General features: G+C 73.6%; 12 protein-coding genes. 10 read left to right on the top strand and 2 right to left on the bottom strand.

Going from position 1 to position 13,022, the window contains the following annotated elements:
* Positions 1-45: 45 nt before the first annotated feature.
* The 7 genes from KUF83_RS02880 to KUF83_RS02850 all read left to right on the top strand — a co-directional run bounded on the left by KUF83_RS02880 (position 46) and on the right by KUF83_RS02850 (position 7,045).
* The gene (locus KUF83_RS02880; RefSeq protein ID WP_217452913.1) at positions 46-882 is read left to right on the top strand and encodes a M55 family metallopeptidase; all 837 of its coding nucleotides are present in this window, start codon (positions 46-48) and stop codon (positions 880-882) included.
* Positions 875-2,218 (top strand): M20/M25/M40 family metallo-hydrolase, encoded by a 1,344-nt coding sequence (locus tag KUF83_RS02875; RefSeq protein WP_217452912.1) that lies wholly within the window; start codon positions 875-877, stop codon positions 2,216-2,218. The genes KUF83_RS02880 and KUF83_RS02875 overlap by 8 nt, the downstream gene beginning before the upstream one ends.
* A 5-nt stretch (positions 2,219-2,223) precedes the next feature.
* Positions 2,224-4,221, top strand: a complete 1,998-nt coding sequence (locus KUF83_RS02870; RefSeq protein WP_217452911.1) for a prolyl oligopeptidase family serine peptidase — start codon at positions 2,224-2,226, stop codon at positions 4,219-4,221.
* Positions 4,218-5,141, top strand: coding sequence for an LD-carboxypeptidase (locus KUF83_RS02865; protein WP_217452910.1), 924 nt, complete (start codon positions 4,218-4,220; stop codon positions 5,139-5,141). Before KUF83_RS02870 ends, KUF83_RS02865 begins: the two co-directional genes overlap by 4 nt.
* A gap of 79 nt (positions 5,142-5,220) precedes the next feature.
* Positions 5,221-5,466, top strand: coding sequence for a DUF1049 domain-containing protein (locus tag KUF83_RS02860; protein ID WP_217452909.1), 246 nt, complete (start codon positions 5,221-5,223; stop codon positions 5,464-5,466).
* Between the two features lie 128 nt (positions 5,467-5,594).
* Positions 5,595-6,140 carry a GNAT family N-acetyltransferase gene (locus tag KUF83_RS02855; RefSeq protein WP_217452908.1) on the top strand — a complete coding sequence of 182 codons (546 nt, stop codon included), beginning with the start codon at positions 5,595-5,597 and terminating at the stop codon, positions 6,138-6,140.
* Entirely contained in the window at positions 6,137-7,045 is a 909-nt protein-coding gene (locus KUF83_RS02850) for an arginase family protein (RefSeq protein ID WP_217452907.1), read from the top strand. Before KUF83_RS02855 ends, KUF83_RS02850 begins: the two co-directional genes overlap by 4 nt.
* Positions 7,046-7,078: 33 nt before the next feature.
* Here KUF83_RS02850 and KUF83_RS02845 read toward each other — a convergent pair whose 3' ends face one another.
* The gene (locus KUF83_RS02845) at positions 7,079-7,432 is read right to left on the bottom strand and encodes a VOC family protein (RefSeq protein WP_217452906.1); all 354 of its coding nucleotides are present in this window, start codon (positions 7,430-7,432) and stop codon (positions 7,079-7,081) included.
* 120 nt (positions 7,433-7,552) lie between these two features.
* Between KUF83_RS02845 and KUF83_RS02840 the strand changes: the two genes are divergently transcribed.
* On the top strand, positions 7,553-8,059 hold the full coding sequence (locus tag KUF83_RS02840) for a phage holin family protein (protein WP_217452905.1): 507 nt from the start codon (positions 7,553-7,555) through the stop codon (positions 8,057-8,059).
* Between the two features lie 107 nt (positions 8,060-8,166).
* Here KUF83_RS02840 and KUF83_RS02835 read toward each other — a convergent pair whose 3' ends face one another.
* Positions 8,167-9,132 (bottom strand): LLM class F420-dependent oxidoreductase, encoded by a 966-nt coding sequence (locus tag KUF83_RS02835; RefSeq protein ID WP_217452904.1) that lies wholly within the window; start codon positions 9,130-9,132, stop codon positions 8,167-8,169.
* A 153-nt stretch (positions 9,133-9,285) separates the two neighbouring features.
* Between KUF83_RS02835 and KUF83_RS02830 the strand changes: the two genes are divergently transcribed.
* Positions 9,286-11,112 carry an NAD(P)/FAD-dependent oxidoreductase gene (locus KUF83_RS02830; RefSeq protein WP_217452903.1) on the top strand — a complete coding sequence of 609 codons (1,827 nt, stop codon included), beginning with the start codon at positions 9,286-9,288 and terminating at the stop codon, positions 11,110-11,112.
* Entirely contained in the window at positions 11,109-12,956 is a 1,848-nt protein-coding gene (locus KUF83_RS02825) for a transketolase (protein ID WP_217452902.1), read from the top strand. Before KUF83_RS02830 ends, KUF83_RS02825 begins: the two co-directional genes overlap by 4 nt.
* The last annotated feature ends 66 nt before the right edge of the window (positions 12,957-13,022 follow it).

Below are 13,022 nucleotides of genomic sequence, written 5' to 3'. Positions count from 1 at the left end.
CGCCCGGACCTGTGGGGCGCCGCACGACTGCGATACAACTGGAGCATGGTAAAGATCCTCATCAGCGCCGACATGGAGGGCGCCACCGGGGTGACCTGGCCGGCCGACGTACTGCCCGGCACACCGCAGTGGGAGCGGTGCCGGTCGATGTTCACCTCGGACGTGAACGCCGCGGTCCTCGGCTTCCTCGACGGCGGCGCCGACGAGGTCCTCGTCAACGAGGCCCACTGGACGATGCGCAACCTGCTCCTGGAGCAGCTGGACGAACGCGCGCAGATGCTCACCGGGCGGCACAAGTCGCTGTCCATGGTGGAGGGCGTGCAGCACGGGGATGTCGACGGCATCGCCTTCGTCGGCTACCACGCGGGCGCCGGCATGGAGGGCGTCCTCGCCCACACCTATCTCGCCAACTCGATCACCGGCGTGTGGGTGGACGGCGAGCGGGCCAGTGAGGGGCTGCTCAACGCGCTCGTCGTCGCCGAGTACGGAGTGCCCGTCGTCCTGGTCACCGGTGACGACGTGGCCTGCGAGGACGCCCTCGGCTATGCGCCTGAGGCCCTGAAGGTCGCCGTCAAGGACCATGTCTCGCGGTACGCGGCGGTGTGCCGTACACCGGCGCGCACGGCGTCCGACATCCGCTCGGCGGCCAAGGAGGCGACGCGCCTCGCGGTGCGGCACGAGGCCGCCCAGGCCGGCCCCCACGCCGTGGAACTGGAGTTCGACGCCGAGCACCTCTCGATGGCGGCCACGGTCGTCCCGGGCGTCGAGCGGACCGGGGAACGGAAGGTCGCGTACACCAGCGCGACCATGTACGAGGGCATCCGGACCTTCAAGGCGGTCACCACGATCGTCTCGGCTGCCGTGGAGGAGACCTATGGCTGAGAAGAGCACGACCGGCGAGCGCGCGGTCGACGAGCTGTCCCTGGACGAGGTCGTTCGGTTCACCTCCGACCTCATCCGGATCGACACGACGAACCGCGGCGGCGGCGACTGCCAGGAGCGGCCGGCCGCCGAGTACGCCGCCGCTCGGCTCGCCGAAGCAGGCCTGGAACCGACGCTCCTGGAGCGCACCAAGGGGCGCACGAACGTGGTCGCGCGCCTGGAGGGCACCGACCCGTCCGCCGACGCCCTGCTCGTCCACGGACACCTGGACGTCGTACCGGCCCAGGCGGAGGACTGGAGTGTCCACCCGTTCTCCGGCGAGATCCGCGACGGCGTCGTCTGGGGCCGGGGCGCCGTCGACATGAAGAACATGGACGCGATGATCCTCGCGGTCGTCAGGCAGTGGGCGCGCGCCGGCGTACGCCCCCGCCGTGACCTCGTGATCGCGTTCACCGCGGACGAGGAGGCCAGCGCCGAGGACGGCTCGGGCTTCCTCGCGGACCAGCACCCGGGGCTCTTCGAGGGGTGTACCGAGGGCATCAGCGAGTCCGGCGCGTTCACCTTCCACGACGACGGCGGCCGCGAGCTGTATCCGGTCGCGGCCGGCGAGCGCGGCACCGGCTGGATGAAGCTCACCGCCCGCGGCCGGGCGGGCCACGGCTCCAAGGTCAACCGGTCCAACGCGGTGACCAGGCTCGCCGCCGCCGTCGCGCGGATCGGCGCCCACCAGTGGCCCGTACGGCTCACCCCGACGGTCCGCGCGGCGCTCATTGAACTCGCCGCCCTGTACGGGGTCGAGCCCGATCTCGGGGACCCCGACGGTGTCGACCGGCTGATGGAGAAGCTCGGTACCGCCGCCTCCCTCGTCGAGGCGACCGTGCGCAACAGCGCCAACCCGACCATGCTGAACGCCGGTTACAAGGTCAACGTGATCCCCGGAGAGGCCGTCGCCCACGTCGACGGACGCTATCTGGCCGGCACGGAGGAAGAGTTCCGTGCCACCCTCGACGAGCTCACCGGACCGGACGTGGACTGGGAGTTCCTCCACCACGAGGTCGCCCTCCAGGCGCCGCTGGACTCGACGACGTACGCCCGGATGCGGTCCGCCGTGGAGGAGTTCGCACCCGAGGGGCACGTCGTGCCGTACTGCATGTCGGGCGGCACGGACGCCAAGCAGTTCTCGCGCCTCGGCATCACCGGCTACGGGTTCGCGCCGCTGAAGCTTCCGCCGGGCTTCGACTACCAGGCCCTCTTCCACGGGGTCGACGAACGTGTGCCCGTCGAGGCACTGCACTTCGGAGTCCGGGTACTCGACCGCTTCCTGCGCACCGCCTAGGGAAAATGGGGGACACAGTGCAGACGCTGGCCTACGGTTCCTGGCCCTCGCCCATCGACGCGTCGCTCGCCGCCGCGCACGACGGGCACCCCGACCACGTCGGCTTCGTCGGGGACGAGGCATGGTGGACCGAACCCCGGCCCACCGAGGGTGGCCGCCGCACTCTGGTGCGCCGCCGCGCCGACGGCATCGAGGAGACGGTGCTGCCCGCCCCGTGGAACGTCCGCAGCCGCGTCATCGAGTACGGCGGACACCCGTGGGCCGGCGCGGTCCGCGAGGAGGGCCCGCTCGTCGTCTTCGTCGACTTCGCCGACCAGCGGCTGTACGCGTACGAGCCCGCCGACCCCGCGAGCGGGCCGCGCCCCCTGACACCCGAGTCCCCGGTGGGCGGCGGACTGCGGTGGGTGGATCCCCAGATGCACCTGGAGTCCGGCGAAGTCTGGTGCGTGCTCGAAGAGTTCACGGGGGAGGGGCCCGCCGACGTACGCCGGCTCGTCGCCGCGGTCCCGCTGGACGGCTCCGCCGCCCAGGACCGGGGCGCCGTACGTGAACTCACCGACGGGCCGCACCGGTTCGTCACCGGGCCGCGCCTCTCACCCGACGGGCGGCACGCCGCCTGGCTGGCCTGGGACCACCCGCGCATGCCGTGGGACGGGTCCGAACTCATGGTCGCCGAGGTGGCGTCCGACGGGACGCTGCGGGCCGCCCGGAGGGCCGCGGGCGGACCGGACGAGTCGATCGCCCAGGCCGACTGGGGCCGCGACGGCTCCCTCCTGTACTCCAGCGACCGCACCGGCTGGTGGAACCTCTACCGGCGCGCCGCCGGCAGCGAGTCCTCCGAACCCGTGTGCACCCGCGAGGAGGAGTTCGGCGGACCGCTGTGGACCATCGGCCGGCGCTGGTTCGCGCCGCTGGAGAGCGGACTGATCGCCGTCGTGCACGGCCGGGGCGCCACCGCGCTCGGCATCCTCGACCCGGAGACCGGAGAGGTCGTCGACACGGCCGGACCCTGGACCGAGTACGCGGCCACCCTCGCCGTCGACGGCAGCCGCGTCGTCGCCGTCGCCGCGAGCCCGCGCAGCGCCTACGAGGTCATCGAGCTGGACGCCCGCACGGGCCGCGCCCGCGTCGTGGGAGCCCCGCACGACGACCCGGTGGACCCCGCCTACTACCCGGAACCGCAGATCCGTACGTTCACCGGCCCCGCCGGACGCGAGATCCACGCGCACATCTACCCGCCCCACCATCCCGGCCACGTCGCTCCCGGCGACGGGCCCCCGCCCTACGTCGTCTGGGCGCACGGCGGCCCCACCGGCCGTGCCCCGCTCGTCCTCGACCTGCAGATCGCGTACTTCACCTCGCGCGGCATCGGAGTCGCCGAGGTGAACTACGGCGGCTCCACCGGGTACGGCCGCGAGTACCGCAACCGGCTGCGCGAGCAGTGGGGTGTCGTGGACGTCGAGGACTGCGCGGCCGTCGCGCTCGCCCTCGCCGAGGAGGGCACCGCCGACCGCGACAGACTGGCGGTCCGGGGTGGCAGCGCGGGCGGCTGGACGACGGCCGCGTCCCTGGTGAGCACCGACGTGTACGCCTGCGGGACGATCCTCTACCCCATCCTCGACCTCGTGGGCTGGGGCGCGGGAGAGACCCACGACTTCGAGTCGCAGTACCTGGAGACCCTGGTCGGACCGCTCGCCGAGGTCCCCGCCCGGTACGCGGAGCGCTCGCCCACCGAGCACGCCGACCGGGTCACCGCGCCCTTCCTGCTCCTCCAGGGCCTGGACGACGTCATCTGTCCGCCGGCCCAGTGCGAGCGTTTCCTGGCCAGGCTGGAGGAGCGGGCGCGGCCCGTGCCGCACGCCTACATCGCCTTCGAGGGCGAAGGTCACGGCTTCCGGCGCGCCGACACCATGGTGCGGGTCCTGGAGGCCGAACTCTCCCTGTACGCCCAGGTGTTCGGTCTGAACCCGCCCGGCGTTCCCACCCTGGAGCTCGGCAAGTGAAGGACCTCACCAGACCACCGCGGCTGACCGCCGGTGCCCGGGTCGCCGTCGTCGCGCCCAGCGGGCCGGTGCCCGAGGAGCGGCTCCAGGCGGGACTCGACATCCTGCGCGGCTGGGACCTGGACCCGTACGTGGCGCCCCATGTCCTCGACCGGCACGCACGGTTCGGCTACCTGGCGGGCACGGACGCCGACCGGGCCGCGGACTTCCTCTCCGCCTGGTGCGACCCCTCCGTGGACGCGGTGCTGTGCGCCCGCGGCGGGTACGGCGCCCAGCGCATGGCCGACCTGCTCGACTGGGAGGCCCTGCGCGCCGCCGGGCCCAAGGTGTTCCTCGGCTTCAGCGACATCACGGCCCTCCACGAGGCCTTCGCGACCCGGCTCGGACTCGTGACACTGCACGGGCCGATGGTCGCGGGCATCGACTTCGTCAAGAACGCGCGGGCTCAGGAACACCTCCGGGCGACCCTCTTCGATCCGGAGTCCGTGCGGACCATCGCCTCGGCGGGCCGGGCCCTGGTACCGGGACACGCGGAGGGTGTTCTCCTCGGCGGCTGTCTGAGTCTGCTGGCCGCCGAGCTCGGCACACCGCACGCCCGGCCCTCCGCACGCGGCGGGCTGCTCTGCCTGGAGGACGTGGGCGAGGAGACGTACCGTCTGGACCGCTGTCTCACCCAGCTCCTGCGCGCCGGCTGGCTCGACGGAGTCGCCGGGATCCTCCTCGGCTCCTGGGCGCGGTGCGACCCGTACGACCGGGTGCGGGACCTGGTCCTCGACCGGCTCGGCGGGCTGGGGGTGCCGATCGCCGAGGAGTTCGGGTTCGGGCACGGCGAAGGGGCGCTGACGATTCCGTTCGGGGTGCGGGGCGAGCTGGACGCGGGGGCGGGGACCCTCACCCTCGACGCGCCCGCCCTCGCCTGACGCCCGGGCGGCGCGGACCTCTCACCCGGAGGAACCCCTCGCCGCGCGTGGGCCCGGCTCCTGCGCCCATGCTGACCACATGAGCCCGAAGACTTCGCAGAGCGGCGGCGGCGCGAGGGCCGGCGGCGGGAACCTGCTGACCCCCGGCCGGGTGGCCGTCGTCGTGCTGGCCGTTCTCGCCCTGGTCTTCATCTTCGAGAACATCCGCGCCACCAGAATCCGCCTGCTGGTTCCCGAGGTCACCATGCCCCTGTGGATGGCGCTGCTCGGCACCGCGCTGATCGGCGCGCTGTGCGGGGCCTACTTCATGGGGCGCCGGAGATAGGCGGCCGGGGGCCCCTCGAAGGGCGCCCCTCGGCGGCGCGGACGACCTCGCGACCGGCCCCCGTCGGCCCCACCGGCCCGCCGCGTCGCGCCCTGCGCAGGGCGGAGCGTCCGGCGTACCGTTGCGGGATGTCCGCCACCAGCGCGTACCTCGCCGAAGGCCCCCGCGTGGGCATACGCCCCTTCACCCTGGAGGACGGCGCCGAGTTCACCGCCCGGGTGCGGGAGAGCAAGGCCCTGCACCAGCCGTGGCTGTTCCCGCCCGCCACCCCCACCGCCTACACCTCGTACGCGGGGCGGCTGATCGACGACCCGACGAAGGCCGGGTTCTTCGTCTGCGAGAAGGACGGCGGGGGGATCGCCGGGTTCGTCAACATCAACAACATCGTCGAGGGCGCCTTCCAGTGCGGGGCGCTCGGATACGGGGCCTTCGCGCACGCCGCCGGACGCGGGCTCATGAGCGAGGGACTCGGCCTGGTCGTGCGGTACGCGTTCGACAGGCTCGGCTTGCACCGGCTGGAGATCAACGTGCAGCCGGACAACGCGGCCTCGATCGCGCTCGCCCGGCGCTGCGGGTTCCGGCTGGAGGGATTCTCGCCGGAGTTCCTCTTCATCGACGGGGCCTGGCGGGACCACGAGCGCTGGGCCCGCACCGCCGATAGGGTTCGAACATGAGTGCCCTTCGGAATCTCGTCGTTCTGGACGCCCCGTCGAACCTGGGGCTCCGCCCGCCCGCCCCGGGCACCGTGCCCGGCTGCTACAAGCTCGCCGGAGCCCTGCGCGAACAGCGGATCGTGCAGCGGCTGAACGCACTGGAGGGCGGAGTGGTCGTACCGCCGCGCTACGACCGGGGCGACTGGCAGGAGGGCGACGGCGTCTTCAACGCAGCGGCCCTCGCCGCGTACACGCGTACGCTCGCCGACCGCATCGAGGGACATGTGCGGGCCGGTGACCTGCCCGTCGTCCTCGGCGGCGACTGCTCCATCCAGCTCGGCGCCTCACTCGCGCTGCGCCGCGTCGGACGCTACGGACTCGCGGCGGTGGACGCCTCGCACGACTTCCGGCACCCGGGCAACTCCGACCGGATCGGCGCGGCGGGCGGCGAGGAAGTGGCCCTGGCGACCGGCCGGGGCCAGGACGACCTGACGGACCTGGAGGGGCTCAAGCCCTACCTGCGGGACGAGGACGTACGGTTCTTCGGCATCCGTGACGCCTTCGAGGACGACCGGGCCGAACTGGCCGCACTGAAGATCCCCACCGTGACGGTCGGCGACATCCGGGAGTGGGGCGCCGACGCCCTGGCCACGGCCACCGCGCAGGCCTTCGACGTGCCGGACCTGGACGGCTTCTGGGTGCATCTCGACGCCGACGTGCTCGACCCGTCCGTGATGCCCGCCGTGGACAGCCCCGACCCCGGCGGACTGCTGCCCGAGGAACTCGTCGCGCTGCTGCGGCCGTTGGTGCGCTCCCCGCACTGCGCCGGCTTCAACGTCACCATCTACGACCCCGACCTGGACCCCGGTGGGGCCGCGGGCGCCCTCCTCGCCGACATCGTCGTCGCGGCCTTCGCGCGTTCCTGACCGGGAGCGGCCGCGGCCCGCGAACGGGCGGACCTACTCCGTGGTGCGGCGGTCCACGTACTCGTACACGTAGCCGTCCGGGTGCATCGCGATCAGGTTGCGGCCCGCCGGTGTCGCCACCGGGCCCGCGACGACATGGGCCCCCGACTCGGTGAGTACCCGGTGGGCTTCGTCGACGTCCTGCACGGCGATGGTCGCCGAGACCTTGCGGAGCACGTCCAGCTCCGACTTCGGCCCGCTCATCAGCAGGAAGCAGCCGACCGCGGCGACCGAGACGCCGCCGCGCTCGAAGCGGAGCGCCGGGCCGCCCGCCAGCTTCTCGTAGAAGGGGACCGCGGTCTCCAGGTCGTCGACGCAGATACGCAGCGTGGCTCCCAGAATGTCCATGCGGACGAGCCTAGTTGGGGCCGGCCCCGGGCGAGATCGTTTCGCACGGATCCCGCGCGTGGAGGCCTGGGCGCCCTCCGGCAGGCGTTACGGGCCCGGGGCCGCGGGTACCCGGCGGCCATGGACCGAATCGAACATCTGGACAAGCATCTGGCCGACGAGCTGGCACAGGTGGCCCGTGACGCCATACGCGAGGAGCTGCGGGAGCAGACCCGCAAGCAGCGTCGTACGGCCGCTCTGTACGCCGCGTCCGGTGCCCTCGCCCTGTACGCGGGCGCGGCCCTCGCGCTCGCGGCCGGCCTCGCCCTCGCGCTCGGTCTGCCCGACTGGGCGGCCGCGCTGATCACCGCCGCCGTGCTGGGCGCGCTGGCCTACGTGCTGCGCAACGCGGCGCGGCCGTCGGCCTCCCGGCCCACGCCGGAACAGGCCGCTCAGCGGCCGGGCGAGGGTGTCACCGACCGTGCGGCCCCCGGGATGCCGGCCGGCGGGCCCGCCGTTCCGCCGATGCCGCCCGTCGCGCCCGACGCCGTGAGCGGGTCGGCGGGAGCGCCCGGCACGGACACACCCCCGGCGCCCGGCGCGGGCGGGGCCACCGGTCCCGCCGCCCCGCACCACCGCGCAAGGTGAACCGCGTGCACGAAGAGGCGGGTCGGCCCGGACCGGGCGGACCCGCCTTCCTGCCGGAGAGCCGCTGATTCCGACGGAGTCGGCGGCTCTCGGCCGTCCGGGGTGTCTCAGCGGGTCCCCTCCTGGAGCTGCGGCAGCACCTTCGTGCGGTAGAAGTCGAAGAAGCCGCGCTGGTCGGGGCCGATCTGGTTGACGTAGACACGGTCGAAGCCCGCGTCGGCGAAAGCGGAGAGCGCGGCGACATGCTCGTCGACGTCGTCCCCGCACACCGTGTTCTCGCTGACCATCTCCTCCGTCACCAGCGGCTCCAGCTGCTCGAAGTGCTTCGGCGAGGGGAGGACCTGCCCCATCTCGCCGGGCAGCAGCTGGTTGGACCAGAGCCGGCGGACCGTACGCACGGCCTCGTCGCGGTCCTGGCCGTAACAGACCTTCGTGCCGCCGCTGACGGGTTTGGCGCCCCCGCCGCCCCGCCGGAACTGCTCCACCATGGGCTCGTCCGGAGCCATGGTGACGAAGCCGTCCCCGATGCGCGCCGCGAGGGCCGTCGCCTGAGGGCCGAAGCCCGAGATGTCGATGGGTACGGGCTCGTCGGGGACCGTGTAGAGCCGGGCGTTGTGGACCGTGTAGTGGGGCCCGGAGTGGTTGACCTCCTCGCCGGTGAAGAGCTTGCGCATCACCTGGACCGCCTCCTCCAGCATCTCCAGACGGATGTGCGCGGGCGGCCAGGCATCACCGAGGACGTGCTCGTTCAGGGCCTCACCGGAACCCACACCGAGCCGGAAGCGGCCCTCCGTCATCACCGCGCTCGTGGCCGCCGCCTGCGCCACCACCGCCGGGTGGATCCGGACGGTCGGACAGGTCACCGCCGTCGCGATCGGCAGGGACACGGCCTCCGACAGGGCGCCGATCACCGACCAGACGAAGGGGCTCTGGCCCTGCGCGTCGTTCCACGGGTGGTAGTGGTCCGAGATCCACAGCGACTGGAACCCGGCCTGCTCGGCCATTCTGGCCTGCTCGACGAGGTCCCGGGGAGCGAACTCCTCGGTGGACAGGAAATAGCCGTATTCGGGCATGGTGCACCTCCGTGACGACCCTGGTGGGGGCCGATCTGCGGGTAACCCCGGGGCCCGGCGCGAAACGCCGTGGGCCGGGGCCCGCGACGTTTGGGCGCCCGGGCCAGGGGGACGCGGAAGGCCCCGAACGAGCGACCCCGCCGGAGGCGACCCATGAGCCGACCCCGTGTCGTGATAGTCGGAGCAGGATTCGCCGGGTACCGGACGGCGCGGACCCTGGCCCGGCCGACCCGGAACAAGGCCGAGATCGTCCTGCTGAATCCGACGGACTACTTCCTGTACCTGCCTCTGCTGCCCCAGGTCGCCTCCGGGGTCCTGGAGCCCCGCCGCGTCACCGTCTCCCTGACCGGCACCCTGCCCGGAGTGCGTCTCGTGCTCGGCGAGGCGGACCGTATCGACCTCGACCGGCGCACCGTCCACTACACCGACCCCGAGGGCGGCGAGGGCACGCTCTCCTACGACCGGCTCGTGCTCGCCGCCGGCAGCGTCAACAAGCTGCTGCCCGTCCCGGGCGTGGCCGAGCACGCGCACGGCTTCCGGGGACTGCCCGAGGCGCTGTACCTGCGCGACCACGTGATCCGGCAGGTGGAACTAGCGGCCGCCACCGACGATCCCGGGATCCGCGCCGCGCGGTGCACCTTCGTCGTCGTGGGGGCCGGCTACACCGGCACCGAGGTGGCCGCGCACGGGCAGTTGTTCACCGACGCGCTGGTGCGCGGGCGGCCCCTTCGCGGAGGCGTACGGCCACGCTGGATGCTGATCGACATCGCCTCGCGGGTGCTGCCGGAGATGGACGAGCGGCTGTCGCGGACCGCCGACCGCGTGCTGCGGCAGCGAGGCGTCGACGTCCGGACCGGAACGTCCGTGAAGGAGGCCACCCGGGACGGGGTGCTGCTCAGCGACGGCGACTTCGTCGGCACACGGTCCCTGGTCTGGTGCGTCGGTGTCCGCCCGGATCCGCTGGCCGAGCAGCTCGGGCTGCCCATGGAACGCGGCCGGCTGCTCGTCGAGCCGAGCCTGCGGGTGCCGGGCAGGCCCGAGGTGTTCGCCTGCGGTGACGCGGCCGCCGTGCCCGATCTGGAGAAGCCGGGCCAGTACACGCCGATGACCGCACAGCACGCCTGGCGGCAGGGGAGGACGGCGGGGCGGAACGTCGCCGCCTCGCTCGGCGTCGGTGACCCCGCTCCCTACCGGCACCGCGACCTGGGCTTCGTCGTCGACCTCGGCGGCGTGCAGGCCGCGGCCAACCTGCTCGGCGTGCCGCTCTCCGGGCCCCTCGCCGGAGCCGTCACCCGCGGCTACCACCTGGCCGCGATGCCCGGCAACCGCATCCGGGTCGCCGCGGACTGGCTCCTGGACGCCGCACTGCCACGGCAGGGCGTCCAGCTGGGCATCGTCCGCTCCTGGTCGGTACCGCTGGACACGTCTTCCCCCGAGCTGCCCCGGATGCCGGGCGGGCCGCACGGAGGAACGGCCCCCGACGGCGAGCACCCGCCGAAGGACGGCGAGCACCCGTCGAAGGACGGCGAGCATCCGCCGACGCCGGGACGCGCGCCGTCCGTGACTGCGGCCTCCGTGTCCGGGGCCTCCGCGGCAGCCGGTCCCGGAGGACGCCCGGCCTACGCGGCCGGGGGATCCGCGGATCCCGGTCGAGGAGACGGCCCGGCGTCCGCGTCCGCGGTGCCGTCGGCATCCGGACCTCACTCCGAACCCGGGGACCGGCCCGCACCCGAGTCCCAGTCTCCCGCCGCACCCCTTTCCGGCGACCGCCCGGCACCCGTGTCCGACGAGGCCGTGGCCGTCGGCCCGCGTCGCCGGGCGGGCCCGGGCCCCGACGACGAGGAAGCCGGCCGACCCGGCGGGCCGGGGGCCGACCGGCCCAGCGTGCCGACGGTGGCCGGGCCCGCCGTGCCGGGATCCGCCCGTCCCGACGAGCCGGCCGCACCCCGACCCGAACACCCTGTGGAAGGAACCTCATGAGCACCCCCCGACTCACCGAACTGGGGCAGCAGCTGCGCGTCGACAGTGTGCGCGCGGCGGCCGCGGCGGGCTCCGGGCACCCCACCTCCTCGATGTCCTCCGCCGACCTCATGGCGGTCCTGCTCGCCCGGCGACTGCGCTACGACTTCGACCGGCCCTCCCATCCGGGCAACGACCGCTTCGTCCTCTCCAAGGGGCACGCCTCGCCGCTGCTGTACGCCGCCTACAAGGCCGCCGGGGCGATCGACGACAGCGAGCTCCTGACCTTCCGCACCCTGGGCAGCAGGCTCGAAGGGCACCCGACGCCCCGCCGGCTGCCCTGGGTGGAGACGGCCACCGGATCGCTGGGCCAGGGCCTGCCGGTCGGGGTGGGCATCGCCCTGTCGGGCAAGCGGCTCGACCGGGTCGGCTACCGGGTGTGGGTGCTGTGCGGCGACAGCGAGCTGGCCGAGGGATCCGTCTGGGAGGCGGCCGAGCACGCCGCACACGAGCACCTCGACAACCTCACCGCGATCGTGGACGTCAACCGGCTGGGCCAGCGCGGGCCGACCCGCCACGGCCACGACCTCGACGCGTACGCCCGCCGCTTCCAGGCCTTCGGCTGGCACACCGTCGAGGTGGACGGCCATGACGTCGACGCCATCGACCGGGCGTACGGCGAGGCGGCCTCCACGGCCGGACAGCCGACCGTGATCCTGGCCCGCACCCTCAAGGGCAAGGGCGTCGCGGCCGTCGAGGACCGCGAGGGACTGCACGGCAAACCGCTGCCCGACGCCGACGAGGCGATCGGGGAACTCGGCGGGGTGCGCGACCTGCGGGTCGAGGTACAGCAGCCGCCCGCCGCGCGGATGCTGCACGCCGTCCGGGCCGGACACCTGGAGCTGCCACGCTGGGACGTCGGTGACGAGGTCGCCCCCCGCGACGCCTACGGCCAGGCCCTCGCCGCGCTCGGCACCGCCCACGGAAACGTCGTCGCCCTCGACGGCGAGGTCAGCGACTCGACCCGCGCCGAGGCCTTCGCGAAGGAGCACCCGGACCGGTTCTTCGAGTGCTACATCGCCGAGCAGCAGCTCGTCGCGGCCGCCGTGGGGCTCGCCTCGCGCGGCTGGGTGCCGTACGCGTCGAGCTTCGCCGCGTTCCTCACCCGCGCCCACGACTTCGTCCGGATGGCGGCGATCAGCGGGACCGGCCTCAACCTCGTCGGCTCGCACGCCGGCGTCGCGATCGGCGAGGACGGGCCCTCCCAGATGGGCGTCGAGGACCTGGCGATGTTCCGGGCGGTGTACGGCTCGACCGTGCTCTACCCGTGCGACGCCAACCAGACGGCCGCGCTCGTCGCCACGATGGCGGGCCTGGAGGGGATCCGCTACCTGCGGACCTCACGCGGCGCGATGCCCGTCGTGTACGGCCCGGACGAGGAGTTCCCGGTCGGCGGCAGCAAGGTGCTGAGGGCCTCCCCGGAGGACCGGCTGACCGTGGTCGCCGCCGGGGTGACCGTGCACGAGGCACTCAAGGCAGCGGACGCGCTCGCCGACAACGGCATTCCCGTGCGGGTCATCGACCTGTACTCCGTCAAGCCGGTCGACCGGCAGACCCTGCGCGAGGCCGCCGAGCAGACCGGCTGCCTGGTCACCGTGGAGGACCACCACGAGGAGGGCGGCATCGGCGACGCCGTGCTCGACGCGTTCCTCGACGGCCGCCCCACTCCGCGTCTGGTCCGTCTCGCCGTACGCGCCATGCCCGGCTCGGCCACCCCCGCCGAACAGCTGCGAGCGGCCGGCATCGACGCCGAGTCGATCACCGCGGCGGTGACGCTGCTGGTGGAGAACGCGGTCGTGCGGTGACCGCAGACGGCCCGCGGACGCAGCGACGCCCGCGGAAGGAGCGAGGGGACCGGAAGGAACGACCGG

The sequence above is a fragment of the Streptomyces sp. BV286 genome, assembly GCF_019090165.1.
Lineage (GTDB): Bacteria > Actinomycetota > Actinomycetes > Streptomycetales > Streptomycetaceae > Streptomyces.
The sequence above is the reverse complement of the archived record's forward strand: the minus strand, read 5'-3'. Positions and strand labels throughout refer to the sequence as shown.

Coding starts and splice junctions, on each gene's coding strand:
- KUF83_RS02880 (WP_217452913.1), top strand. CDS start 46: ATGGTAAAGATCCTCATCAGCGCCGACATGGAGGGCGCCACCGGGGTG.
- KUF83_RS02875 (WP_217452912.1), top strand. CDS start 875: ATGGCTGAGAAGAGCACGACCGGCGAGCGCGCGGTCGACGAGCTGTCC.
- KUF83_RS02870 (WP_217452911.1), top strand. CDS start 2,224: ATGGGGGACACAGTGCAGACGCTGGCCTACGGTTCCTGGCCCTCGCCC.
- KUF83_RS02860 (WP_217452909.1), top strand. CDS start 5,221: ATGAGCCCGAAGACTTCGCAGAGCGGCGGCGGCGCGAGGGCCGGCGGC.
- KUF83_RS02855 (WP_217452908.1), top strand. CDS start 5,595: ATGTCCGCCACCAGCGCGTACCTCGCCGAAGGCCCCCGCGTGGGCATA.
- KUF83_RS02850 (WP_217452907.1), top strand. CDS start 6,137: ATGAGTGCCCTTCGGAATCTCGTCGTTCTGGACGCCCCGTCGAACCTG.
- KUF83_RS02845 (WP_217452906.1), bottom strand. CDS start 7,432: ATGGACATTCTGGGAGCCACGCTGCGTATCTGCGTCGACGACCTGGAG.
- KUF83_RS02840 (WP_217452905.1), top strand. CDS start 7,553: ATGGACCGAATCGAACATCTGGACAAGCATCTGGCCGACGAGCTGGCA.
- KUF83_RS02835 (WP_217452904.1), bottom strand. CDS start 9,132: ATGCCCGAATACGGCTATTTCCTGTCCACCGAGGAGTTCGCTCCCCGG.
- KUF83_RS02830 (WP_217452903.1), top strand. CDS start 9,286: ATGAGCCGACCCCGTGTCGTGATAGTCGGAGCAGGATTCGCCGGGTAC.
- KUF83_RS02825 (WP_217452902.1), top strand. CDS start 11,109: ATGAGCACCCCCCGACTCACCGAACTGGGGCAGCAGCTGCGCGTCGAC.